Source organism: Kitasatospora sp. NPDC048286, from assembly GCF_043201735.1.
Taxonomy (GTDB): domain Bacteria; phylum Actinomycetota; class Actinomycetes; order Streptomycetales; family Streptomycetaceae; genus Kitasatospora.
This window is the reverse complement of record NZ_JBICZE010000004.1, coordinates 32818-57589: the sequence shown is the minus strand read 5'-3', so window position 1 is coordinate 57589 and position 24772 is coordinate 32818. Positions and strand designations below refer to the sequence as shown.

20 protein-coding genes are annotated in these 24772 nt (G+C 74.6%); 14 read left to right on the top strand and 6 right to left on the bottom strand.

Going from position 1 to position 24772, the window contains the following annotated elements; genetic code table 11:
• The first annotated feature begins 52 nt into the window (after positions 1-52).
• On the top strand, positions 53-1918 hold the full coding sequence (locus ACGF13_RS10890; protein ID WP_392871800.1) for an ABC transporter ATP-binding protein: 1866 nt from the start codon (positions 53-55) through the stop codon (positions 1916-1918).
• A 109-nt stretch (positions 1919-2027) separates the two neighbouring features.
• Here ACGF13_RS10890 and ACGF13_RS10885 read toward each other — a convergent pair whose 3' ends face one another.
• The gene (locus tag ACGF13_RS10885) at positions 2028-2696 is read right to left on the bottom strand and encodes a lysophospholipid acyltransferase family protein (protein WP_392871797.1); all 669 of its coding nucleotides are present in this window, start codon (positions 2694-2696) and stop codon (positions 2028-2030) included.
• A gap of 176 nt (positions 2697-2872) precedes the next feature.
• On the opposite strand from ACGF13_RS10885, the gene ACGF13_RS10880 reads away from it, so the two are divergent.
• The gene (locus tag ACGF13_RS10880) at positions 2873-3085 is read left to right on the top strand and encodes an EF-hand domain-containing protein (protein WP_392871794.1); all 213 of its coding nucleotides are present in this window, start codon (positions 2873-2875) and stop codon (positions 3083-3085) included.
• A 137-nt stretch (positions 3086-3222) separates the two neighbouring features.
• On the opposite strand, the gene ACGF13_RS10875 is transcribed toward ACGF13_RS10880, so the two are convergent.
• Positions 3223-5424, bottom strand: a complete 2202-nt coding sequence (locus ACGF13_RS10875; protein ID WP_392871791.1) for a CDP-glycerol glycerophosphotransferase family protein — start codon at positions 5422-5424, stop codon at positions 3223-3225.
• 795 nt (positions 5425-6219) lie between these two features.
• Between ACGF13_RS10875 and ACGF13_RS10870 the strand changes: the two genes are divergently transcribed.
• Together ACGF13_RS10870 and ACGF13_RS10865 are read left to right on the top strand one after the other, a co-directional pair.
• Complete coding sequence (locus ACGF13_RS10870) at positions 6220-6486, top strand: hypothetical protein (RefSeq protein WP_392871788.1); 267 nt, start codon at positions 6220-6222, stop codon at positions 6484-6486.
• Between the two features lie 265 nt (positions 6487-6751).
• Positions 6752-7213 carry a YjbQ family protein gene (locus ACGF13_RS10865; RefSeq protein WP_392871785.1) on the top strand — a complete coding sequence of 154 codons (462 nt, stop codon included), beginning with the start codon at positions 6752-6754 and terminating at the stop codon, positions 7211-7213.
• 39 nt (positions 7214-7252) lie between these two features.
• On the opposite strand, the gene ACGF13_RS10860 is transcribed toward ACGF13_RS10865, so the two are convergent.
• Positions 7253-7807 carry a DUF1990 family protein gene (locus ACGF13_RS10860; protein ID WP_392871782.1) on the bottom strand — a complete coding sequence of 185 codons (555 nt, stop codon included), beginning with the start codon at positions 7805-7807 and terminating at the stop codon, positions 7253-7255.
• A gap of 227 nt (positions 7808-8034) precedes the next feature.
• Between ACGF13_RS10860 and ACGF13_RS10855 the strand changes: the two genes are divergently transcribed.
• Both ACGF13_RS10855 and ACGF13_RS10850 read left to right on the top strand, forming a co-directional pair.
• Positions 8035-8220: a hypothetical protein gene (locus tag ACGF13_RS10855; RefSeq protein ID WP_392871779.1), complete on the top strand. Its 186-nt coding sequence runs from the start codon at positions 8035-8037 to the stop codon at positions 8218-8220.
• 81 nt (positions 8221-8301) lie between these two features.
• The gene (locus ACGF13_RS10850) at positions 8302-8457 is read left to right on the top strand and encodes a hypothetical protein (RefSeq protein ID WP_392871776.1); all 156 of its coding nucleotides are present in this window, start codon (positions 8302-8304) and stop codon (positions 8455-8457) included.
• Positions 8458-8554: 97 nt separating this feature from the next.
• Here ACGF13_RS10850 and ACGF13_RS10845 read toward each other — a convergent pair whose 3' ends face one another.
• The gene (locus tag ACGF13_RS10845; protein ID WP_392871773.1) at positions 8555-8995 is read right to left on the bottom strand and encodes a nitroreductase family deazaflavin-dependent oxidoreductase; all 441 of its coding nucleotides are present in this window, start codon (positions 8993-8995) and stop codon (positions 8555-8557) included.
• A 350-nt stretch (positions 8996-9345) separates the two neighbouring features.
• Entirely contained in the window at positions 9346-10257 is a 912-nt protein-coding gene (locus tag ACGF13_RS10840) for a hypothetical protein (protein WP_392871770.1), read from the bottom strand.
• Between the two features lie 330 nt (positions 10258-10587).
• Between ACGF13_RS10840 and ACGF13_RS10835 the strand changes: the two genes are divergently transcribed.
• Complete coding sequence (locus tag ACGF13_RS10835) at positions 10588-12888, top strand: heavy metal translocating P-type ATPase (protein WP_392871767.1); 2301 nt, start codon at positions 10588-10590, stop codon at positions 12886-12888.
• Between the two features lie 220 nt (positions 12889-13108).
• Entirely contained in the window at positions 13109-13648 is a 540-nt protein-coding gene (locus tag ACGF13_RS10830) for a hypothetical protein (protein WP_392871764.1), read from the top strand.
• A 73-nt stretch (positions 13649-13721) separates the two neighbouring features.
• Here the strand turns inward: ACGF13_RS10830 and ACGF13_RS10825 are convergent, their stop codons facing one another.
• Positions 13722-15584, bottom strand: a complete 1863-nt coding sequence (locus tag ACGF13_RS10825; RefSeq protein ID WP_392871761.1) for a hypothetical protein — start codon at positions 15582-15584, stop codon at positions 13722-13724.
• 251 nt (positions 15585-15835) lie between these two features.
• Here ACGF13_RS10825 and ACGF13_RS10820 point away from each other — a divergent pair, with 251 nt between their 5' ends.
• The 6 genes from ACGF13_RS10820 to ACGF13_RS10795 all read left to right on the top strand — a co-directional run bounded on the left by ACGF13_RS10820 (position 15836) and on the right by ACGF13_RS10795 (position 24646).
• Entirely contained in the window at positions 15836-19933 is a 4098-nt protein-coding gene (locus ACGF13_RS10820; RefSeq protein WP_392871758.1) for a hypothetical protein, read from the top strand.
• Between the two features lie 128 nt (positions 19934-20061).
• Positions 20062-20487 (top strand): hypothetical protein, encoded by a 426-nt coding sequence (locus tag ACGF13_RS10815; protein ID WP_392871755.1) that lies wholly within the window; start codon positions 20062-20064, stop codon positions 20485-20487.
• On the top strand, positions 20484-21302 hold the full coding sequence (locus tag ACGF13_RS10810) for a nucleotide exchange factor GrpE (RefSeq protein WP_392871752.1): 819 nt from the start codon (positions 20484-20486) through the stop codon (positions 21300-21302). Before ACGF13_RS10815 ends, ACGF13_RS10810 begins: the two co-directional genes overlap by 4 nt.
• A gap of 37 nt (positions 21303-21339) precedes the next feature.
• Positions 21340-23952 (top strand): Hsp70 family protein, encoded by a 2613-nt coding sequence (locus ACGF13_RS10805; RefSeq protein WP_392871749.1) that lies wholly within the window; start codon positions 21340-21342, stop codon positions 23950-23952.
• On the top strand, positions 23949-24308 hold the full coding sequence (locus tag ACGF13_RS10800; RefSeq protein ID WP_392871746.1) for a hypothetical protein: 360 nt from the start codon (positions 23949-23951) through the stop codon (positions 24306-24308). Before ACGF13_RS10805 ends, ACGF13_RS10800 begins: the two co-directional genes overlap by 4 nt.
• A gap of 98 nt (positions 24309-24406) precedes the next feature.
• Positions 24407-24646 carry a chaplin gene (locus tag ACGF13_RS10795; RefSeq protein ID WP_392871743.1) on the top strand — a complete coding sequence of 80 codons (240 nt, stop codon included), beginning with the start codon at positions 24407-24409 and terminating at the stop codon, positions 24644-24646.
• Positions 24647-24772 lie beyond the last annotated feature (126 nt).

The window sequence follows — 24772 nt, the reverse complement described above, 5'->3', positions numbered from 1 at the left end:
TCGACCCCAGCCCGCCCGTCCGCCCGACCGCCCCACCCAGGGAGGCCCGTCCTTGAGGCCCACCGCCATCGACTGGACCCCGCCCGAGCGCGCCGAGGGCGAGCCCCGCCCGCCCGCGCAGTGGCGCCGCATCCTCGCCCTCTTCCGCCCGTACCGGGGCCGCCTGGCCGTGGTCGGGCTGCTGGTCGCGGCGTCCGCCGTGGTCTCGGTCGTGTCGCCGTTCCTGCTGCGGGCCGTCCTGGACACCGCGATCCCGCAGGGCCGCACCGGGCTGCTCAGCCTGCTCGCGCTCGGGATGATCCTCACCGCCGTGGTGAACAGCGTCTTCAACGTCCTCCAGACGCTGATCTCCACCACCGTCGGCCAGCGCGTGATGCACGACCTGCGCACGGCCGTCTACGGTCACCTCCAGCGGCAGTCGCTGGCCTTCTTCACCCGCACCCGCACCGGCGAGGTCCAGTCCCGGATCGCCAACGACATCGGCGGCATGCAGTCCACGGTGACCTCCACCGCGACCAGCCTGGTCTCCAACCTGACCGCGGTGGTCGCCTCCGTCGTCGCCATGGTCGCCCTCGACTGGCGGCTGACCGTCGTCTCGTTGCTGCTGCTCCCGCTCTTCGTCTGGATCAGCCGCAGGGTCGGCCAGGAACGCAAGAAGATCACCACCGAGCGGCAGAAGCAGCTGGCCGAGATGAGCTCGGCGGTCCAGGAGTCGCTCTCGGTCAGCGGCATCCTGCTCGGCCGCACGATGGGCCGCTCCGACTCGCTCGCCCGGGAGTTCACCGGGCAGTCCGACCAGCTCGCCGACCTGGAGGTGCGGGCCAGCATGGCCGGGCGCTGGCGGATGAACACCATCCAGATCGTGATGGCCGCGATGCCCGCGCTGATCTACTGGGCGGCCGGGCTGACCTCCGCCGCCGGCGCGCCGATCGTCTCGGTCGGCACCCTGGTCGCCTTCGTCACCCTCCAGCAGGGCCTCTTCCGCCCGACCGTCAGCCTGCTCTCCACCGGCGTGGACGTGCAGACCTCGCTCGCGCTCTTCCAGCGCATCTTCGAGTACCTCGACCTGCCGGTGGAGATCGACGAGCCGGCCGACCCGATCACCCTGACCGACATCCGCGGCGAGGTCCGCTTCAAGGACGTCGACTTCCGCTACGACCCGACGCAGGAGCGGCCGACCCTGTCCGGCGTCGACCTGACGGTCCCGGCCGGGAGTTCGCTGGCCGTGGTCGGCGAGACCGGCTCGGGCAAGACCACCCTCAGCTACCTCGTCCCGCGGCTGTACGACGTGACCGGCGGACAGGTCAGTCTGGACGGCGTGGACGTGCGCGAACTGTCCTTCGACACGCTGTCCCGCGCGGTCGGCGTGGTCTCCCAGGAGACCTACCTCTTCCACGCCTCGGTCGCCGAGAACCTGCGCTTCGCCAAGCCCGGCGCCGACGACGCCGAACTGGTCGAGGCCGCCCGGGCCGCGCAGGTCCACGACACCATCGCCGCCCTCCCGGACGGCTACGACACCCTGGTCGGCGAGCGCGGCTACCGCTTCTCCGGCGGCGAGAAGCAGCGCCTCGCACTCGCCCGGACGATCCTGCGCAATCCACCGGTGCTGATCCTCGACGAGGCCACCAGCGCGCTCGACAACCGCACCGAGCGGGCTGTCCAGCAGGCCGTGGACACCCTGGCCGCCGGCCGCACCACCATCACCATCGCGCACCGGCTCTCCACCGTCCGCGCCGCCGACCAGATCGCCGTCCTGGACCGCGGTGAGGTGGTCGAACTGGGCACCCATGACGAGCTGGTGGCGCTGGACGGCCGGTACGCGGCGCTGCTGCGCCGGGAGGCGCCGGAGGCCGCCGGCCGGGCCGACGCGCCGGAGCCCGCCGGGCAGCACGAAGCGGCCGCGCCGGAGCCCGTGTGACGGACCGGCCACACCGCCGACGCCGCCGACGGACCGGCCAGGCCGACGACCCCGCCGACGGACCGGCCAGGCCGACGACGGACCGACGCCGCCGACGAGCGGCCGCCGGTCAGGCCGCCTTCGGGACCTCGTTGTAGCTCCCGGCGACCTCCTGGCCGGAGAGCCGCTGGATCGCCGCCATCACCTCGTCGGTCACCTGCCGACGGGCCTTCAGCGAGCGGGCCTGCCCGTGCAGCTCGTCGAAGTGCAGCGGCTCGCCGAAGCGCACCGTCACCTTCTTCAGCCGCGGCACCCGCTTGCCCACCGGCAGGATCTGCTCCGGACCCTCCAGGGCCACCGGTACCACCGGCACGCCCGCGGTCAGCGCGAGCCAGGCGACGCCCGTCTTGCCCCGGTAGAGGCGGCCGTCCAGCGAGCGGGTGCCCTCGGGGTAGATGCCGAAGGCCTTGCCGTCCTCCAGGATCTCCAGCGCCGACTCCAGCGAGGCCTGGGCGGAACGGTAGGTGCCGCGCTCGACCGGCACGGCGCCGATGGCCTCGAAGAAGCCCTTGGAGAGCCGGCCCTTGAGCCCGGTGCCGGTGAAGTACTCGGCCTTGGCCAGGAAGTGGACCCGGCGCGGGGCGGTCAGCGGGATCACCACGCTGTCGATGAAGGACAGGTGGTTGCTGGCGAGGATCACCCCGCCCTTGCGCGGCACGTTCTCGATTCCCTCGATGGCCGGCCGCCAGATCCCCCGTGAGACCGGTTTCAGCACCAACTTGGTGACGAGGTCGAGCACGATTCCCTCCCAGAACGAACGACCGCCCGGGAGGAGCCCGGGCCTGCAATCAGATCCGCAGACTACGACACCCACCCCCGCGCGCGTCCACTCCCGGCGACCGTGGCGCGCACCACGGCCGGGTAGGGTACGGCCGTCCGAACAGAGCAACACCGCGCAGTACCCAGGAGGGCACGATGGAGACCACCGAGGCGATCAAGGCCTTTTTCGACCGCTTCGACAAGGACGGCGACGGCAAGATCACGGCGGCCGAGTACGCCCTGGCCGCCAACGAGATGGGCGACCACGACGTCACCCTCTCGATGGCCGAGGCGCTGATCCACAGCATGGACACCAACCACGACGGTGTCCTGACCTTCGAGGAGTTCCTGGCCGCCCGCCGGCGCTGAGCCCGCGCCGACGGGGCCGGTCGCCGTACCGGCGGCACCGGCCCCGTCCGGAGGCCCGTCCTCGCGTGGGCCTACAGCTCCTCCGCCGCGAGCCGCTGCCCCTCCGCCGCGAACGGCTGCCCCTCCACCGCGAACCGCTACTTCTCCACCGGGAACACCCGGCGCACCACCCGCTCCGCGGCCCCGCCGTCGTCCCAGACGCAGAACCTCTCCCGGAACCGCGCCCGCGCGGCCGCCTCCGGGTCGCCCGCCAGCAGCGCCCGCGCCAGTCCGTCCGCGTCCACCGTGACCGCGCCCGGCGGCTCCGCGAACAGGTCGAAGTAGACGCCGCGCTCCCGCTGGTACTCCTCCCAGTCCGGGGCGAAGATCACCACCGGCCGGTCCAGCACCGCGTAGTCGAACATCATCGACGAGTAGTCCGTCACCAGCACGTCCGCCGCGAGGTAGAGGTCCTCGACGGTGGGGTGCGCCGAGACGTCCACGATCCGCGCCGACTCCGCCCCGGCCTCCGCCAGGTCGCCCGGACCACCGGTGTGGAAGTAGTGGGTGCGCACCAGCAGCGTGAAGTCCGGGCCCAGCCGCCGGGCCAGCTCCGCCACGTCCAGCAGCGGTACGTAGCCGCCCTTGCTGCCGCGGTGGGTCGGCGCGTACAGCACCGTTCGGGTGCCCGGCCGCAGTCCGAGCAGTTCGCGCATCGCCCGGACCTCGTCCGAAGTGGCGTTCGCCAGCCGGTCGTTGCGCGGGTAGCCGGTGTCCAGCATCTCGTACCGGCCGGGGAAGGCGCGGGCGAAGTGCCCGCTGGTGTGCGGGTTGGGGGAGACCAGGAAGTCCCAGCGGTCGACGGCCTCCTGGAGCGCCTCGAAGTCCATTCCCTCGGCCGCCGCCGGGTGGTCGCGCAGGTCCATGCCCATCGCCTTGAGCGGGGTGCCGTGCTGGGTCTGGACGTGCACCGTGCCCCGCCGCTTCGTCATGGTGCGGGGGAAGTTGACGTTGTTGACGAAGTACTTGGCGGTCGCCATCGCCTTGAGGTAGGCGGGGGTGTTGACGATCACGTACGGCACCCCGGGCGGCAGCGTGGCGGCCTGGGCGCGGTTCTCCACCACCCACACGCCCCGGATCCGCGGCGCGAGTTCCTTCGCCTTCTCGTAGATCGCCGCCGGGCTGCACGCGTAACCCCGGTGCCAGTACGCGGCGTAGACCGCGAGGTTCTCGTCCAGCGGCAGTCGGCGGAACGCGTTGTACGCGGTGAACCGGGCGCTGCTGCGCATCCCCTTCTTCACCGCGGGCGCCACCGCCCTCGCCCCGCGCTTGAGTTCGCGCGGCAGCCGGCCGGTGCGGCGCAGTTCGGCGTAGGCGATCCGGGCGCCGCGGGCGGCCAGCCGGTACTGCACGCCGCGCACCCCGCCGGGGAAGCGGTAGTCGGCCGGGCGGTGGCGGTCGAAGTGCCGGGCGATCCGCTGGAAGAAGTCCTTGCGCAGGTCGGTGGGGACCAGCCCGGGGGTGTCGTAGACGTTCAGCGCCTGGCGGACGGTCCGGTCGAAGACCAGGGTGCGCAGCGAGTCCGGGACGGGCCGGCCGGGACGGTCCGGGCGGTCCAGGAAGGCGAAGATCGCGTCGTACTGGGCGAACACGTCGGCGTGCTTGGGGGAGGCGGTGGCGGTGATCGCGCCGTCCCGGCCGCGCCGGTAGAAGTAGCAGGGGCGGTCGACGTAGCGCAGCCGCTCGGCGGCCAGCAGCGCCGGGTAGGTGACCGAGATGTCCTCGTAGTAGCCGCGGCCGAAGGAGACGCCGAGGCCGTCCAGGAACGCGCGGCGGAACAGCTTGTTCCACACCGACATCACGGTCTGGAACAGTGCCGGGTGCTCGGCCAGGGTGCAGCCCTCGACCAGCGGGGAGCCGGTCAGCACGTGGCGCCAGGGGTTGGGCTCGGTCCCGCCGTCCGGGTAGACGTGGGTGAAGTCGGTGATCAGCACGTCGGCGGGGGTGTCCCGGCGGCTCTCCTGCGTCAGCTCGTCCAGGAGGGCGCCGACCGTCCCCTCGGGCACCCAGTCGTCGCTGTCCACGAACCAGACGTACTCGCCGCGGGCCTGCGGCAGGGCGGCGGTGCGGGCGCCGCCGAGGCCCTGGTTCTCGGTGAGGTGCAGGACCCGCAGGCGGCTGTCGCGGGCCGCGTAGGCGTCCAGGATCGCGCCGGAGCCGTCGGGGGAGAGGTCGTCGACCGCGATCACCTCGAAACGGGTCTCGGCGGCGGGGGTGTCGCCGAGGATCGAGTCGAGGCAGCGCGGGAGGTACCGCTCCACGCCGTGGACCGGGAGCACGATGCTGAGGAGGAGGGACACGCTGGCCGAGTGTACCGATCCACCGGGTGCGACCTGCGCGGACGGCCGGTGTGGGCGCTGTGGGGCCCTGGAGGCCGGTGCGGGCGCGGTGGGAACCAGCGGTCGTGGCGGGTGTCCGTGGCTGGTGTCCGGGGGCGGGCGTCCGTGGTGGACCCGGAACCGCCGGTGCCGGGCCCCGTGCGGGGCGGCACCGGCAGTCAGGTGGCGGTCCGGCCGACCCTCTACGGCCGACCGCCGGTCCGGGCACCGCGCGAGCCTGGCCGCCGCAGCGTCGAGGCGGCCGGGCAGTGGCTCGCGGGAGCCGGAGTTCTTCACCACTCGAACACGCGCTTGAGTGCGGTGCGGGCACCGGCGCGTGCATCAGAATACTGCTTGGAGGTTTGACGGGAGTCAATCCCTCGAATGTGTTCACTTCCTGAAGTCGGACGGTCATGGGCCGATGACCGCCCGCCGGGCGGGCCCCGCGCCGCTCGGCGGGCGCCTCGGTGATCGCTTTGTCGATGTGGCGGCTGTCCCCTAATACGGAGACGCGGGTGGAGGTGTGGGCCGAGGGGCGGCGCCGGGCGGGGGTCGTGCGCGGCGTCGCCGCAGCCGGATCGGCCGTCCCTGGTGACGGGCGGCTGGTCGTGCACCATCATTGATGCCTAGTCGTGATCGGCCGGGTGGCCCCTGGTGCTTCGTCAGTTGACGCCGCACGGTACGGTGGCACAACACCAAGGACGGTTGCGCGAAGGCCGTCCGTCACGGATAGTCTTCGCCTCACGGCCCTGGCGCCTCGTAGGGGTGGGAAAACTGATGGAACACATGCAAGTGCGGACTCGGCCCCGTGTGCCGGCGATCCAGTGCGGTGTCGGCACGACCGGCCGCCGGATCGACCGACACCTGGCCGTGCTCGGCGCGCCCGCACTCCCGGCGGTGGACACCGCCGAGGCGCTCGGGCTGATAAGGGAACTCACGCCGCGCGGCGCCGAGGCCCCGACGATCCGCCGTCGCCACACCAGGATCTCGCTGCTGACGCCGCTGCGTCGGCTGCGCCGGAGCCTCTTCGGCGGGCGCGGCTAGAGCCTGGTCCGGCCGGCGGTACGGGTCCCTCCCCGCCGCCCGGTCGGCAACCGACCCGGTGGACCATTCGGTCCGCCGGGTCTTCGGTGTGCCCGGGGCGTGCCCTGGCCCTGTCCGGACCCCGCCCTGGCCGTGCCCGGGTGAGTCCCCCCGGCGACCGGGGTGCTGTGGTCTGAACCTTTCACCCTACGCGAGTTCGCCCCTCCGGCACGGCGAGACGGCGAGGGAGTACGCCCGGTCCGCTGACCTGGGACAGGATGGCGCCATGGCGGACAACAACCACTCCACCCAGCCCGGCCCGTACCCGACGACCACCTTCCAGAGCAGCACCTTCGAGATCACCACCGGCGCCCGCGAGGTCGCGCTCGACATCACCGACCGCTGCGCCGCGTTCCTCGACGAACGGGCCGTCGGGCGCGACGGCCTGCTCAACATCTTCGTCCCGCACGCCACCGCGGGGATCGCGGTGTTGGAGACCGGATCCGGCAGCGACGACGACTTCCTCGCCGTCCTGCGCGACCTGCTCCCGGCCGACGACCGCTGGCGCCACCGGCACGGCAGCCCGGGGCACGGCCGGGACCACGTGGTGCCCGGGCTGGTCGCCCCGCACGCCACCCTGCCGGTGCTCGGCGGCCAACTGGCGCTCGGCGTCTGGCAGTCGGTGGTGCTGGTCGACACCAACGGGGACAACCCGCGCCGGACCGTCCGGCTGTCCTTCCTCGGCTGACGCCCGAGCGGCGCGGCTGACGCCGCCCGAGCGGCGGACTCAGCGGACGTGCGCGGCCACCGCGGCGAGGTAGCGCTCGATCGCCAGGTGCTGGCAGAGCAGGGCCACCGGGCGGCCCAACCGGGCGTACCAGGCGGACAGCCGGGAGAACGCGGTGACCTCGAACCACACCTCGCCGGCGGCGTCCATCGACACCAGGAACGCCTCCTCCCCGCACTCCGGGTGCCCCGGGAGGGTTCCGTACCCGTACCCGATCCGGTCCGGCTCGTCCACCGTCCACACCACCCGGCACGGGATCACCAGCCGCGGCCGCCGGATCCCCGGCAGGTTCAGCCGCAGCAGTACCGTTTCGCCGTCCCGGGCGGGGCCGGCCGGGAACACCGCGAAGCCGGTGCCCAGCTGGCTACCCCAGCCGAGCACGTACCTCCCGGCCCGCTCAAGAACCTCCCGCCCGTGCCCGAGGTGGACCCGCCGCCGCAGGTGGGCGTAGCCGTCCGGCAGTCTCCCGCCCCCGTTCAGGGTGGCGCCCACCTCGGGGTACGAGGGGCTGGTGGCGCGGGCGGCGAGCAGGCGGCTGTGCGGGTCGGTGGGCATGCCGGTCACGGTAGCCGCCGGGTGGGAGGGGGCCGGCGCCGGGGCGGACGGGTTGGGTGAACGGATCCCCCCGGCGTCCCGACGGATACCCCCTACCCCCATCACTCCAGAATCCCTTGCCGGCGTCCGTTGACTGACTCTTACCCCCCTGGGGTATGTTCTGACTGGTCCTCGTTGGGGTCGTCGATGCCGGCTACCAGGTCGGTTCGGCGCTCGGCCCGGCCGCGATGACCGCACTGGCCGGCGCCCGCACCCCGGACGCCACCGTCCAGAGCCTGACCTCGGGCTTCTCCGCCGCCTTCATCGGCTCCGCGGCGATCGCGGTGGTCGGCGGCCTGCTCGCGGTGGCCACCCTGCGCACCCCGCGCCCCGAGGGCGGGGCCCGCGAGGCGCGGTCCGCGACGGCCCTGTGAGGCCGCGCACTCGCTCCACCGGGGGTCGGGTCAACCGACGCGGCCCCGTCGGCCGTGCCCCACACCAGAAGGAGCCCCCCGATGACGCCCCGCGAAGCCACGCCCGCCCTGCTGCGCGCCGTACGCCACCCCGTCACCCGTTGCCTGCTCGCCTGCCTGGCCACCGCCGTCGCGGCCGCCGCTGCCGCCGACCCGGCCCGGAGCACCGCCGGGCCCGGCTGCCCGGGGCGCCGCTGACCGCGTGAGAAGTCGGCCAGGCCGACTTCTCACGCTGGACGACTCCGGACGAGCGGAGGTGCCGGGCGATCCCGCATGGACCGCCCGGCACCTGCCGCTAGCTGGGTTCGAGCACGAAGACCGGGATCACGCGCTGGGTCTTCTCCTGGTACTCGGCGTACGGCGGATACGCGGCGACCGCGCGCTGCCACCACTGGGCCCGCTCGTCCCCGGCGAGCTCACGCGCCGTCATGGCCCGGCGGTCGTGGCCGTCCTGGAGCTCCACCCGCGGGTCGGCCTTGAGGTTGAAGTACCAGGACGGGTTCTGCGGGAAGCCGCCCTTCGAGGCCACCGCCGCGTACCGGCCCTCGTGTTCCACGCGCATCAGCGGAATCTTGCGGATCTTGCCGCTCTGCGCGCCGAGCATCGTGACGATGACGACCGGCAGGCCCGTCTCCCCCAGCGTCGTGCCCTGGGTGCCGCCCGAACTCTCGTACAGCTCGACCTGTTCGCGTACCCACTGTGCCGTACTGGGCTCGTACTCGCCTTCAAGGGGCATCGCCTTCACCTCATCGCCGTGTACGGATCGTGCCGGGACGGTCCGGCGCAGTCCCCGCGCGACGGGGAGGCGCCGTTCCCGCTCCGTCGACAGCTTCAAGTGTGACGGCGAGGTTCGGGTGCCGCACCCGGCTTCGTGCCTCACCGGGGCTCGGTCGGCGGCGTCGCCGCCGGCACGGCGCCGACCCGGCGAGTTCGCAGGCGGCGGTGGGGCCGTACTCGTTGCCGTAGAGGCAGCGGGCGAGGTCGGTCAGGGTGCTGTGCACGCCGGGACCCTACACGCGTGGGAACACCGGAGTGCCGGGCGATCCGTGGTGGGATCGCCCGGCACATCTCTGTGTGGCGGGGCGGTCAGTGCTGGTGGGCGCCCGCCTCCTCGGCGTGCTCGGTGGCGGCGGCGGTGGTGGTCAGGGTGAAGGCCGCCGTGTGGACGGTGTCCTGGTGCTTGAAGTCCAGGAAGAGCCGGTAGTCGCCGGTGCTGGGGGCGGTGGTGGTGAAGCCGATCTCCGGGCCCGGGGCGCTGGTGTCCGGGTGGACGTGGAGGTAGGCGAGGTCGCCGGCGCGCAGGGCGACGAGGTGGCCGTACGCGCCGAGGTAGGGCTGGAGGTCGGTGACCGGCCTGCCGTCCTTGCTGACGCCGAGGGTGAGCCGGCCGCTGCGCCCGGGGGTGAGGTCGCCGCCCAGGGAGACGGTGTAGCCGTCGACGGTGACGGTCCGGCCGGTCTCCGGTAGCGGGGCGGGGCGCAGGTCGCCCGCGGCGTGCAGGTCGGCGCCGAGGGTGAGGCCCTCACTGGCCCCGGCCGGGGTGAAGTCCGCGAAGACCCGGTACTCGCCGGCGGCGGGGACGGCGGTGGGGGCGCTCCAGGTGCCGTCGGCGGTCAGCGTCGGGTGCAGGTGCTGGAAGGTGGACAGGTCGCGCGGGGCGACGATCAGGTGCAGTTCCTTCTCGTGCTGTGGCTGGTAGGCGGTGACGGGCTTGCCATCCGTGCCGAGGATGCGAAAGCGCAGGTCGGTGGGGGAGCCGGCGGTCACGAAGGGGTTGTCGACGCTGAGCGTGTAGCCGCGTTCGGAGACCTGCAGCCCGCCGGGCAGGTGCTCGGTGCCGCCGCCGTCCGCCTTCTCCTCGTGTCCCCCGTGCCCCGCGTGTGCCGCGGCGGGCTTGGGCGCGGGGCCGCTGCCGGTGGCGTGGCCGACCCCGAGGGCGAGGCCGAAGGCGGCGGCGAGTCCGCCCGTGAAGGCGGTGATGCGCAGGGCGGTGTTCATGGCGGGGTTCCCCTCGGAAGGACGTGCGGATCGGATGGGCGTACGGAGTGGTGGGGCGGGCTCGGGCCCGCATGAGCCGGGCGATGGCCTGCGAGGCTCCGGCGATCTCGGCGGGCGCGCCCTTCGGCTCGATGCCCACGAGTGAATACCCCATAGGGGTATCAAGTCAACCGGGTCGGGGGTCCGAAAAATACCTGCCAGGGGTATGGCCAAGCCTTGCGGCTGATACCCCTCGGGGGTATAAATGAACCCGGCGCCGCCCGATACCCCATCCGGGTATGACGGCCCGGCCGCCGAACGTACCGCACGACGACGTCACGAGGAGCGACGATGACTACGCAGGCACCCGCCTCCGCGGAGGTGGAACTCTCGATCGGCGGAATGACGTGCGCCTCCTGCGCGGCCCGCATCGAGAAGAAGCTCAACCGGATGGACGGGGTCACCGCCAGCGTCAACTACGCCACCGAGAAGGCGAAGGTCTCCTTCGAGGGCGGAGTCGAGGTCGCCGACCTGATCGCCACCGTCGAGGCCACCGGCTACACCGCCGCGCTGCCCAAGCCCCCGGCCGCCGAGGGCGCGGGCGGCACCGGGCAGGCCGAGCCCGCCGACGAACTGGCCCCGCTGCGCCAGCGGCTGTTCACCGCGGTGGCGCTCGCGGTGCCGGTGATCGCGATGGCGATGGTGCCGGCCCTGCAGTTCGACAACTGGCAGTGGCTCTCGCTGACCCTCGCCGCGCCGGTCGTCACCTACGCCGCCTGGCCGTTCCACCGGGCCGCGTTCACCAATGCCCGGCACGGCGCCGCGACGATGGACACCCTGGTCTCGCTCGGCACCCTCGCCGCGTTCCTCTGGTCGCTGTGGGCGCTGTTCCTCGGCGACGCCGGGATGCCGGGCATGCGGCACGGCTTCGAGTTCACCATCGCCCGCACCGACGGCTCGTCCAACATCTACCTGGAGGCGGCGGCCGGCGTCACCGCCTTCATCCTGGCCGGCCGCTACTTCGAGGCGCGCTCCAAGCGCACCGCAGGGGCCGCGCTCAAGGCCCTGCTGGAACTGGGCGCCAAGGACGTGACGGTGCTGCGCAACGAGGGGGGCGGACGCGAAGCGTCCTCGGACAAGGGTGGTGGTGGGCGAGGGGCAGGCACCGAGGTGCGCATCCCGATCGCGGACCTCGCCGTGGGCGACCGCTTCGTGGTCCGCCCCGGCGAGAAGATCGCCACCGACGGCACGGTGGTCGAGGGCGCCTCGGCGGTGGACGCCTCGATGCTGACCGGCGAGTCCGTCCCGGTCGAGGTCGGGGTCGGGGACGGCGTCACCGGCGCCACCGTCAACGCGGGCGGCCGGCTGGTGGTCGAGGCCACCCGGGTCGGCGCGGACACCCAGCTGTCCCGGATGGCCAAGCTGGTCGAGGACGCGCAGAACGGCAAGGCCGCCGCCCAGCGCCTCGCGGACCGGATCTCCGCGGTCTTCGTACCGATCGTGATCACCCTCGCGGTGGCGACCCTCGGCTACTGGCTGGGCACCGGCGAGGGATGGACCGCCGCCTTCACGGCCGCCGTCGCCGTGCTGATCATCGCCTGCCCGTGCGCCCTCGGCCTGGCCACCCCGACCGCCCTGCTCGTCGGCACCGGCCGCGGCGCCCAGCTCGGCGTCCTGATCAAGGGCCCGGAGGTCCTGGAGTCCACCCGCAAGGTCGACACCATCGTCCTGGACAAGACCGGCACCGTCACCACCGGCCAGATGACCCTGCTCGCGGTGCACACCGCCGAGGGCGTGGACCAGGCCGAGGCGCTGCGCCTGGCCGGGGCCCTGGAGCACGCCTCCGAGCACCCGATCGCCCGGGCGATCGCCGGCGCCGCCGCCAAGGCCGGCGAGCTGCCCGCCGTCGAGGGCTTCGAGAACGTCCCGGGCCTGGGCGTCCAGGGCGTGGTGGCCGGCCACGCCGTGGTGGCCGGCCGGGAGGCCCTGCTCAGCGAGTGGTCGCAGCAGCTGCCCGAGGCGCTGGCCGAGGCCAAGCGCACCGCCGAGGCGGCCGGCCGCACCGCGATCGCGGTCGGCTGGGACGGCGAGGCCCGGGCCGTGCTGGAGGTCGCCGACGCGGTCAAGCCGACCAGCGCCGAGGCCGTCCGCAAGCTGCGCGCACTGGGCCTGACCCCGGTGCTGCTCACCGGCGACAACCGGCTGGTCGCCGAGGCCGTGGCGGCCGAGGTCGGCATCGCGCCGGAGCACGTGATCGCCGAGGTCATGCCGCAGGACAAGGTCGACACCGTCAAGCGGCTGCAGGCCGAGGGTCGGGTCGTGGCGATGGTCGGCGACGGCGTCAACGACGCGGCCGCGCTCGCCCAGGCCGACCTGGGCCTGGCGATGGGCACCGGCACCGACGCCGCCATCGAGGCCGGCGACCTCACCCTGGTCCGCGGCGACCTGCTGGCCGCGGCGGACGCCATCCGGCTCTCCCGCAAGACCCTGGGCACCATCAAGAGCAACCTGTTCTGGGCCTTCGGCTACAACGTCGCCGCCCTGCCGCTGGCCGCGGCCGGACTGCTCAACCCGATGATCGCCGGGGCGGCGATGGCCTTCTCCTCGGTCTTCGTGGTCGGCAACAGCCTGCGGCTGCGCCGCTTCCGCTGAGCCGTCGGGGTGAGGGCGCTCAGCGGGCCCGAACAGCTCAGCGGGCCCGAACATCCGAGCCACTCTCCACCGCCGGGTCGAGGCCCCGGAACCCCGCCAGGGTTCCGGGGCCTCGGCGCTGCTCCGGCCCTGTCGCGGACGACGCCCGCACGAGGACCCTCCGCCAGGGAGGGACCCCTTGCCGACCAGCGCCGACCCGCCGGGAGCTAGAGTCCGACCCATGGACGAAGACACCGTGCTCTGGGCCCGGATCGCCGACCTCCTGCCGGACGACGCCGCCCGGGAGGTCAAGGACTGCTGGGCGATCGGGGAGCAGGAGAGCGGGCTCGCTCTGCTGGTCGAGGGCCTGCTGGCCCGCCAGATCCCGATCAGCGGCACGGACCGCGCCCAGATCTCCGTGCTCGCCGAGGAGTGGGGAGAGCGCGAGCGGCTCACCCCCGGCCTCCTGCGCTGCCCGGGCGACGGCGCGCCCGCCCCGGTGCGGCTGCTGGACGGCGAGCGCGACGAGGTCGAGGTGGTGACGGGCTGGAGCGAGCCGGAGCTGGCCGACCTGGTGCTGGTGCCGTGGATCGGCTGCACCCGCTGCGGCCGGACCCTGCTGCGCGCCCACCGCTGGGAGCCCTGGGACGACTTCTCGTACCACGCCGAGCACTACGTGATCAGCACGCCGGACGGCGTCCGGGCGCAGCGGATCCTCCCGCGGGACGCCGCCGCAGCGGCCTTCGCCGAACTGCTCCACGGCTGCCCGGCGGAGGGCTGACCCGGCGCAGGACCGACCCGGCGCAGGGCTGGCCGGCGCAGGGCCGACCCGGCAAGGAACCAGGAGCAAGGCCCTAACGCTCCTCCGGCAGCTCCACCGCCTGCCAGCGGTACGCCGCGTCCTCCTGCCACACCTGCAACTCGCCCTCCACCACCGCCGCCAGGCACAGCCGCCAGTCCTCGCCCATGGCCAGCGCGACGCGGGTCGCCGGGCGCAGCGTGGGCCGCCACCAGCGCGGTCGGCGCGAGGCGCCGCCGGCCGGCAGCCGCAGCCGTACGCCGCCCGCGCCGGCCAGCGCGACGGTCGGGCCGCCGCGGTGGCCCACCATGGCGATCCCGAGCGAGGGCTCACCGTCGCCGATCTCCGTTCCCGCCCCGGCCCTGCCGAGGGTGTGCAGCTGGACCGAGCCGTCCGGCCGCAGCGTGGCGGCCTGCGGTCCGGCGGAGGTACGGGCCAGCGCTCCGGCGTGCAGCGGGCCGGCCGGGCCCACCGGGACGGGCGGCTGCGCGGTGCCGGGCCGCCAGCTCAGCACCCGCTCGCGGTGCTCGACCAGCAGCAGCCAGGAGCCGGGCCGCTCCTCGGTGGCGGCGAGCACCCGGTCGGCCGGGCAGCCGGGGTGTTCCTGGCCGGTGAGGGTGCGGCCGGGGGCCCAGCGGTAGGAGCGCAGCGCGCCGCCGGCCGCCGTCCAGACCGTCATCTCCCCGGCCGAGCCGGCTGAGCCGAACGAACCGCCGGAGCCGAACGAGCCGCCCGAGCCGCCCGGACCACCCCACCCGCCCGAACCGACCCCGCCCGCCAGCCCGTTGACCCCGCGCGCCGCCTCCCACCAGCCCGCCGCCGTACCGACCCACAGGGTGCCGCCGCGGTCCTCCGCGCAGACCACCAGCTCGCCCGGCTGCCCGGCCCAGCCGGCCGCCAACTCCCGTACGGCGGACGGTCCCTGCCCCGCCGGAAGCCGTCGGCCGAGGGCGCCGGGGCCGGCCAGCGCGGTGCCGTCGGCGCCGCCGGTGGCCACCAGCGGCCGCCCGTCCGGGTCGGGCAGCACGGCCAGGCCCGCGGTGCGGGCCACCGGCCGGTGGGCGCGCAGCAGTTCACGGCCCCGGGCGGCCCACGGGCCGAGCGGGGAGGGGCGGCGGTCCGGGTCGCGGGCCAGCGGTTCGCAGGCCCAGCGCGCCAACTCCTCGCCGTAGCCCGCCGCGAGGAACTCGGCGCGGGCCTGCTCGGCGGCCAGCCGGTGGTCGAGGCGGCCGTGGTCGGGCAACAGCAGGGTTCGGGCGAGGGTGCCGACCGCGAACAGGTCCTTGGCGGTGGTCGGGAAGCCGCCGACCTGCTCGGCCTCCGGCGGGACGTGCCCGGGGGTGAACACCGCGACGGTCAGGGCGTGGTCCAGCGGGGCGAGGAAGGTCAGGTCGATCAGCTTGACCTGCCCCTGGCCGTCCACCAGGACGTTGGCGGGGGAGATGTCGCGGTGCACCCAGCGCTTGCGGTGCAGCTCGTCGACGATCCGGCAGAGCCGGGCCAGCACCTCGGCGACCGCCGACGGGCCGCCGTGCCGGCCGCGCGCCCAGGTGTGCAGCGGCACGCCCTCGACCCAGGGCGAGATCTGGTAGCCGAGCAGCGCGGCGCCGGGCGGGCTGCCGGGCCGGTGCGGGGAGGGGCCGAGCAGGAAGCTGGGCACCACCAGGTCGGTGACGCCCAGTCGGTGCGCGTTGTGCGAGACGTCGTCCCAGCGGCCGAGCCAGCGCCGCACCTCGGTCGGGTCGCGCTCCAGCATGATCTTCGCGGCGACCAGTTCCTTGCGCCCGTTGTGGCCGGTGCGAACCGCCCGCCACACCTCGGCCTCGCCGCCCCGGTGGTGGAACTCCAGGAGCTCGTACTGCTCCGGGTCGAACTCCGGCCCGAACCGGAGCCCGGGCACCCAACGCGACTGCGACACCCGACCCCCGACGCTACTGACTGCTGCCGACCGCTGTGGACGCGCTGTTGGCGCGCTGCTGTTGAGCTGTTGCTGTGCTCTCGTCCCACTGGTGATGTGATGCCCAGGATAGTGCTCCTTCCTGTTCGTCCGTCCGATCGAGGGCCTATTCTGATGGCACTCGAGCAACATCGCGACACGACGTCAAAACACGACCACCCCAGGGCAGTTGATCATCAGGGTGGACGGTACTCGAACCAGGGGGACGGTGCATGGCGCTGTTAGCGGTGCTGCTGGTCGTGGTGGCACTGGCCGGTGCGGCCGCCGTCGTCCTGGCCCGGCGCCGACGGGCCACGGACGCCGCGGCGGTGGCGAAGGCCCTGGCCGCGGCCGCCGAACGGCTCGCCGCCGGCCGGCCCGCCCAGGCCCGCCGTCGCTACGCCCGGCTGGCCCGCCGACTCGCCGACGCGCCCGAGGAGTTGCGCCCGCAGCGCGGCCTCGCCCTGCTCGGCCAGGCCGAGGCCACCATCCCCACCGGCGACCAGCAGGCCACCCTCGCCCTGCACCGCGAGGCCTACCCGCTGCTCGCCGACCCGGCCCGGCAGCTGCCCCGGTGGAGCCTGCGCAGCCTCGCCGAGGAACGGATGCGGGCCCCCGACGGCGACCTCGGCCCGCTGCTCGCCTTCCTCCAGGCCACCGCCGCCGGCGCCGAGCCCGGCGAGGAGGCCGAGGCCGCCGCCCGCGCCCTGGACTGGCTGCAGCGCCGCTGCCGGGAGGGCGCCGTCGAGCAGCGCGAGGACGCCACCGCCCGCGCCCTCGCCGCCCTGCCGGGCCGGGACTGGCCGGTGCTCGCCCGCGCCGCCCTGCTGACCGCCACCGGCCGGGCCGTCGAGGCCGAGGGCCTGGTCGCCGAAGCGGCCCCCGGCGGCAGCGGCGAACTCTGGTTCCGCTGGGGCGTACAGCTGTACGCCCGGCACCAGGACGGGCCCGCCGTCGCCGCCTTCGACGAGGCGCTGCACTTCGGCCCCGGCGAGCCCTCCCCGTGGGGGCGCGGCCAGGCCCTGCGCACCGACGCACTGCTCTTCCGCGGCCTCGCCAGGCAGCGGGCCGGCAACACCCAGCGGGCCTGGGGCGACCTCGCGGCCGCCGCCGTGGAGAGCCCGACCGACCCCCGCCCCCGCTACGCCCTCGGCCGGCTCGCCCTGCTGCTCGGCGCCGACGAGCAGGCCCGGGAGGAGTTCACCGCCGCCCTGACCCTCCGACCGGACTTCGCCCCCGCCCGGTTCGGCCTCGCCCTGGTGCACGAGCGGGCCGACCGCCCCGCCGAGGCCGCCGCCGACTACCGGGCCGGCCTCGGCACGGCCCCCGACTGGCGCCCCGCCCGGGTCCGGCTCGGCGCCGCCCTGCTCGCCGCCGGTCAGGCCGGACCGGCCGAGCCGATCCTGCGCGCCGAGGCCGACACCGAACCGGGCAGCCGCTGGAGCGCCATCGCCGCCTTCCACCACGGCCTCGCCCTCGCCCGCACCGACGACCAGGCCGGCGCCCTCGCCCGCTGGGAGCGACTCGACGACGAGGACCTCCACCCCCGCCGCGCCCTGGCCCGCGACCGGCTCGCCCGCACCCGGCTGGCCACCGACCCTACGGCCGCCCGCGAACTCTGGCAGCAGGCCGCCGCCGAGCACCCCGCCGCCCCCGGCTACCGGGCCGCGCTGCGCGAAGCCGCCCTACGCGAGGCCGCCCACCTGCTGGTCACCGGCCGCGACCGGGCCGAACCACGCGGCCGCGCCGCCGCCGCGCTCGCCCTCGCCGATTCCCTGCCCGGCGCCCTCACCCACCGCCAGGCCCGGCTGCGCGCCGCGCTCGCCCTGGCCGAGGGCACCCCGGAGCCGGTCACCGCGCTGCTCGACGCAGCCAGCGGCCTGCGCGACCGCTACCACCTGGCCGCCGTCGCCCTGCTGGCGGGCCGTCCGGCCCGGACGATCGCCCTGCTCGGCCCGCCCGACCCGGCCGGCGACCCGGCGATCGCCCGGCTGCGCGCCCTGCTCGCCGAACGGGCCGGCAACTGGGCCGCCGCACTGGACTGGTACCGGCACTTCCTGGCCTCGGGCGCAGCGGCCGGCCGGGCGCCGACCGGCGACTGCGCGCTTTGCGACCGCCCCGCCGCCGACACCTGCGGCGGCTGCGGCCGCGAGGCCTGCACCGACCACCAGCACACCCCGCGCGATGCCGCCTCGCCCCGCTGCGTGCGCTGCACCGCCCCCGCCCTGCGCGCCGTCCTCGACTGCGCCCGCCGAGCCGGCACCCCCGAACAGGCCGAACCCGTGCTCGCCCGCTGGGCCGAGGCGCTCGGCGACGGCACGGTCGCCGCACCCGTCCGGCTCGACCTCGCCCTGCTGCGCGCCGAACTCGGCCGACCGGACGAAGCCCTGGCCGGTCTGCCCGAGGACGCCACGACGGCCCGCGCGGCCGTCCTGGTCCGCCGGGCCGGCGCCGCCCTCGCGGCCGACCGGCCGGGCGCGGCCGCCGTCGACCTGCGCCAGGCGCTCCGGCTCGCCCCCGAACACCCGCAGGCGGCGGGCGCACTCGTCCTGCTCGCCGAGCACGAGGCGCACCAGGCCGCCCTCGACGGCCGCCACCGGGAGGCCTGGGAGGCCTACCGGGAACTGCTGCGCGAGGACCCGGCCCACCCCCGGCTGCTGCACGCGCTCGGGCTGGCCGGCTACCGGCTCGCCGCCGGCATCCCCGACCAGGAGCCGGTCGAGGAGCTCTGGGCCTGGACGCTCGGCTGCCTGGTCGCCGCCCTCCACCAGCCCGAGTTGTGGGCCGAGTCCGCCAGGACCACCGGCCGCACCGCCGAACCCCAGCGGCTCGCCGCCGCCCGCACCGGCCTGCTCGACCGCCTCCGCGAGGACCTGCGCGCCCTGGACCGGGCCGCCGGGCGCGGCGGCGACGAGGTCACCGCCTGGACGTTGCGCCTCGGCATGGAGGCGTACTGCGCGGACGCCCTCGCCCAGGAGGACGTCCGGATCGCCCTGCCCGGCCGCCCGGCCCGCCGCCTCGCGCTCGGCCCCGCCCTGGAGCGGCTGCTCCGCGCCGATCCCGAACTCGCAGGCTGGGACGAGGCGTTCGAGCAGGCCGTCCGGCCCTGGCAGCGGCCCGCCGGCCCCGACGCGCCCGCGCCCACCCGCGCCCTCGGCCTGTTCGGGGAGCTCGGCGCGCAGCGCTACCTGCAGCTCCAGGGCAGGCAGGCCGCCGCCGTCGCCGCCCTGGACGCGGTGCCCGAACAGCGGCGAGGCGAGGACTGGCAGGCACTGCTCGGCGAGTCCCTGGTCAGCCAGGCCCGCGAGCACCACCGCAACCAGGACTGGAGCGAGGCGCTGGACAGCCTCACCCGCGCGCGGTCCGTCCCCGGCGCCCGGCTGCCCGCCGACGCCGCCGCGATCGCCGCCGAGTCCGGCGTCCGGGCCGCCCGCGCGTTGCTCAAGAACAGCCTGGACGACCAGGCCGGAGCCGCCGAACTCCTGGAGAGGGCACTGGCGTTGGCCCCCGAAGACCCCGAGGTGCGGGGCGACCTCGGCGCCACCTACGCCCAGTGGGCACGCAAGATCAACAACGAGGACAAGGACTACCCCCGCGCCCTCGCCCTGCTGGAGAAGAGCCTGGACCTGGTCCCCGGCGACCCGACCGCCCGGCACTTCCTGGAGGCCGCCCTCGGCAACCGGGCCGGCCAGCTCAGCCGCCCCGACGCCACCGACGCGGAACTGGAGGAGGCCGCCGACGCCTGGCGGGCGCTGATCGAGCTCAACCCCGACCCGGACCACCGGATCGGCCTCGCCTTCGTACTGCGCCAGCTCTCCCGCTCGGCCGCCTTCGCCGACGACCACCGGCGCGCCGTCGAGCGGATGGCCGAGGCACTGCGTGCCGACCCGGACTGGGAGGGCGGGGTCGAGCACGAGGCCCCGCGCCGGGTCTCGGTGATGCTCGCCAACCACGTGGTGGACGCCATGCAGGACCAGTCGTTCACCGCCCAGGCCGCGATGCTGCAGAAGGCCAAGTCCTACGACGACTCGCCCGACATCCGCCGGCTGATGGTCAGCCTCTGGCGCGGCGAGGCCATCGGCCACTACGAGGCCCGCCGCTACCTCGAGGCGATCCGGCTGCTGGAGGAGGCCCTCGGCCTGTCCCGCACCCCGGAGGACACCGAGAAGCTGCACCGCGAACTCGGCATCGTCTACGGTTCGTTCGCCGTCCAGCGGGCCAACGCCCGGCAGCTGCGCGAGGCCCGCGACCTGGCCCGCAAGGCCGTCGAGCACAATCCGGACGACCTCGAGCTGCGAGCCATGCAGATGCGGATCAACTCGCTCTACTGACGGCAACCGTACGGTAGTTGGACGGCTTCACAGACCGTACGCCGCAGCCGAACCGCCACCCGGACCGCCGACCGGGCCGGCACTCGAGTTACCCGCCCCGGCCACTGTGAGGAGAGGGACCGCCCGCCATGCCACTGCACGAACCGTCGCCGTACGAGGTCCTGGGCATCCCGCTCACGGCCGGCGTGCGCGAGATCAACCTCGCCGTCGGACCGGCGATGCGGGCCGGCCGCTACAGCCGCCAACAGATCCAGGAGGCCGCCGCGTTGCTGCGCAACCCGGACCGGCGCCTGGAGGCGGACCTCCAACAGCCGCTCCCGCCGGAACCGGTGGACCAGGCCGCCGAACTGCTCGCCCCCGCGCTCGCCGAACCGCTGCTGGTGATCGAGCGCGCGCCGCTGCCGCCCGTCGCCACCCTGCCCGCCCTCCACCGGGCCGAGCTGGCCGCCGACTTCGCCGAGCTCGCCCCCGGCGGCGCCGACCCCGAACCGCCCGTCCCCGCCCGCTACGCGGCGGACCTGTCCGTGCTGCCGCAGATCGAGGTACCCGAATGACCGACGCACCCACTGACATACCCGCCGGCGCATCGACCGCTGAACTGCTCGGCAGTCACCGGCCGTTGGAGATCCCGCCCGGCGTCGAGGAGGTCGACCTGGAGGCGGCGTTCGGCCGGCTGCTCTTCCGGGCCTCGCTGCTGGGGAGCAAGCTGGCGGAGCAGAAGCAGGCGGCCCGGGCCGAGCAGCGCGAACTCCTGGGCATCCTGGTCGAGGTGGACGACGCGCTCGCCGCCCTCGGCCTGGACCGCGAACTGGTGGCGCTCGGGCGCGGCGCCGGCCTGGAGGCCACCCGGAGGCGGCTGCTCGGGCAGCTGGCCAAGGCCAAGGTGCGGCCGATGCGGCTGGAGGGCATGACGGCCGACCCGGACCTGACCGAGATCGTGGGCACCGAGGCCCGGCCCGGGGCGGCGCCGGAGACGGTGGTGCGGACGGTGGTGACCGGGTTCTTCTGGGAGGACGAGGTGCTGCGCCGGGCCCAGGTGGTGGTCGCCGCGTCGGAGCCGGACCCGGAGCCGGACCCGGAGCCCGAAAGGGCGCTGGAGCCGTCCGAGGTCACCGACGCCGTCGAAGCCGAGGCGCCCGAGGCCACCGAAGCCGTCGGACCCGAGGTGTCGGAGACGCCCGAGGCGCCGGAGACACCCGAGGCACCGGAGAAACCTGAGGCCACCGCCACCGTCGCCACCGCGCCGGTCATCCGCGTCCAGCCCAAGGCAGCCCCGCCCCGGGCCCGCCGCCGGGCCAAGGCCGTGGCCCAACAGGCCCAACAGGCCCAACAGGCCCAACAGGCCCAACAGGCCAAGCGCAAGAACTAGCCAGGACCAGGACCACGAGGGGCAAGAGGGGAACGACATGTACCGCACACTCGGCATCGACCTGGGCACCACCAACTCCGTGGTCGCCCACCTGCGCCGGGGCGAGCCGGAGATCATCTTCAACCGCCAGAACCAGGAGGCCACGCCCTCCGTGGTCGGCAGCGGCCGCAAGGGCGAGCTGCTGGTCGGCTCCACCGCGCGCAGCCGGATCGCCATCGACGGCGCCAACGTGATCCGCTCGGTCAAGCGCTTCATGGGCCGCAAGTTCAAGGACCCGCAGGTCCAGGCGGCCCTGAAGGAGGTGGACTACAAGGTCACCGCGGGCACCGACGGAGACGTCAACGTCTGGTTCAACGGCCGCTCGTACACCCCGATCGAGATCTCCGCGATCATCCTGCACCGCCTCAAGGAGGACGCCGAGCAGCGCTTCGGCGAGCCCTTCCACCGGGCCGTCATCACCGTCCCGGCGTACTTCGGCGAGCGGCAGGTCGCGGCCACCCAGGAGGCGGGCCGGATGGCCGGCCTGCACGTGCTGCGGATCATCAACGAGCCGACGGCTGCCGCCCTCGCGTACGGCATCACCTCCGAGGCGGGCGACGAGGGGAAGACCGTCCTGGTCTACGACCTCGGTGGCGGCACCTTCGACATCTCCATCCTGCTGCTGGTGCCTGGCTCGGTCTCGGTGCTCGGCATCGAGGGTGACAACCTGCTCGGCGGCGACGACTTCGACCGCGGGATCACCACCGCGCTGCTGGAGGACATCCGCGAGGAGTACGGCGCGGAGTACCAGCCCGACCTGCGCGACCGCCCGAAGATCGCCGCCACCGCCGAGACCATCAAGATCGAGCTCTCCAACCAGGAGTCCTCCGAGGTCATCCTGCCGGGCCTGGGCGCCGGGCAGCTGGTGCTGGAGACGGAGTTCGAGCGGGCCCGGTTCGAGGAGCTGATCGAGGGCCGGATCGAGCGGACCATCGAGCTGACCCACAAGGCCATCATGCAGGCCAACCTGACCGTCGGGGACATCGACGAGGTGGTGCTGGTCGGCGGCTCGACCGCGATCCCGCTGGTCGCCCGCCGGCTCGGCGAGGTCTTCGGCCCGCGCCGGATCAGGCGCGGCGTCAACCCGATGCAGTGCGTGGCGCTCGGCGCGGCCGTGCAGTCCGCGCTGGTCGGCGAGGTGGAGTGCCCCGAGTGCCGGGCCCCCGGCGACCTGTCCGCCTCCAACTGCGCCAACTGCGCCACCACTCTGCTCGGCGGCGCCCGGGTCTCCTGCCCGACGTGTCACATCCCGGTCGACGCCGACGCCGCCGCCTGCCCCAAGTGCGAGCAGGCGCTGGACGGTTCGGGGGCCAACGGTGCCACGGGAACCACCGGAACCGGCCCCGGCGGCCCGGGCGGCACGACGGCCCCGCAGCGGACCGGGGCCACCACCGTGGTGCACGGCGGCAACTGCCCGCGCTGCGGCACCCCGGCCGCCCCCGGGGTCACCGCCTGCGAACTGTGCGGTGAGCCGCTCAACTCGGCCGCCCCCGGCCGGACCAGGGTGGCCACCACCGCCGCCGAGGACGTCGGTCTGCGCTGCGCCTCCTGCGGGGTGGTCAACCCGCCCGGCTGCGAGGTCTGCCCGGGCTGTGGCGAACTGGCGCAGGTCACCAACCCGTTCGACATCACCCCGAAGAACCTCGGCATCGAGCTGAACGACGGCCGCCTCGCCGTCATCATCCCCAAGAACAGCAGCTACCCGACGAGTTCGCCGGTCAGCCGGGAGTTCGTGGCCTCCGGCAGCGGGCGCCAGCGGCTGGAGATCGCGGTCTACGAGGGCGAGCACGAGATCGCCCAGCAGAACGAGCTGATCGGCCACCTCACCCTGCGGCTGCCCGAGGGCCTGGGCGGCCGCACCCCGGTGGAGGTCTCCTTCGGCCTCGACCGGGACCGCACCATCACCCTGTCGGTGCGGATCCAGGGCGGCGCGGAGAAGACCGTCAAGCTGGAGCGGGTCACCCTCGACCCCGAGCTGAAGGTGCAGGTCGAGGAACAGCAGCGGCAGATCGAGTCCTTCACCGACCGCTGGGGCAGCGAGCTGACCGAGGCCGAGCGGCGCGAGGCACAGCGGCTGATGGACACCCTGGACGACCTGGCGGCCGGGCAGACCCGCGGCCAGTCGGTGGACGCGGCGCTGGAGCGGGCCCAGCAGCAGCTCAAGGCCCAGCGCTGGGTGCGCGGCTCCGAGGCGTACCTGAGCCTGTTCATCCACTACTGCGAGAAGCACCTCGACCCGAGCGACCTGGACCGGCTGCGCTCGGTGGCTGCCGAGCTGCGGCTGCGCCGCGAGGCCGCCGACTGGGAGGGCGCGGTGCGCGCGGCCCGGAAGGCGGACGAGCTGTGCGACTCGCTCGGGCACACCATGCGGATGATCACCATGTGCAACGTCTACGTGACCCAGAACATGGTCTCGCCGGCCCTGGCCCAGCTGATCATGGCCGAGCTGCGCGGCCTGGACGCGGCCGTGGAGGCGCCGAACATGGCGGAGGTCAACACCCACATGTCGAACCTGCTGGCCCTGTACGCGCAGGCGCAGCGGGAGCTGGGCAGCGAGCCGGCCCCGGAGTCGCTCGGCCCGGTCCGCCCGGAGGAGGCGGGGCCGCGATGAGCGCCGCGGACGCGCCGGAGGCCCCGGGCGCCCTGGGCGCGCTGGACGCCCTGGACGTGCCGTGCCCGCTGTGCAGGGTGCCGGCGGACCGGCAGACCCTGCGCTGCCCCTCCTGCCGGGAGGACCTGTCGGTGCTGTTCCGGCTGCGTTACGCCGGTCGGATCGACTACAACCGGGCGCTGGCAGCCCTGGCGGCGGGGGAGGAGGCGCTCGCGCTGGGGCTGCTGCACCGGGCGGTGGCGGCCGATCCCGGGCTGCGTCCGGCCCGGGAGCTGCTGGGATCACTGAGCGTGGCCGGTCGCGGGGGCGCGGCGCCGGCGGGGCGGGAGGCGGGGCCGGAGGGCGGCACGCCCTAGGACGGGTCAATCCGGCGTGCGGCGGGGTGGATCGCTTGTGATCGTGGGCGGGTGTGATCGTCACACTTCGAACCTCCGTGCTCACAAGGAGCGACGCAATGCGTATGCGTACCACCCTCGCTGCCACCGCCCTCGCCGCGGTGACGGTCCTCGCCGGCGCCGGGACCGCCTCCGCCGGCGACGCCACCGCCTTCGGCATCGCCACCAACAGCCCCGGCGTCCTGTCCGGCAACCAGATCCAGATCCCGATCAACGCCGAGCTCAACGTCTGCGGGAACTCGATCGACGTCATCGGCCTGCTCAACCCGGCCTTCGGCGGCCTCTGCGTCAACAAGTAACACCCCGCGCGCTGGGGCCGTCCGTCGAACCCGACGGACGGCCCCAGCGCCGTGTCCGCACCCCCGTTCGGGGGTAGCGGCGCGCGGCCGGGACGGCGAGCATGGTCCCTGACCCGCACCGCCGTC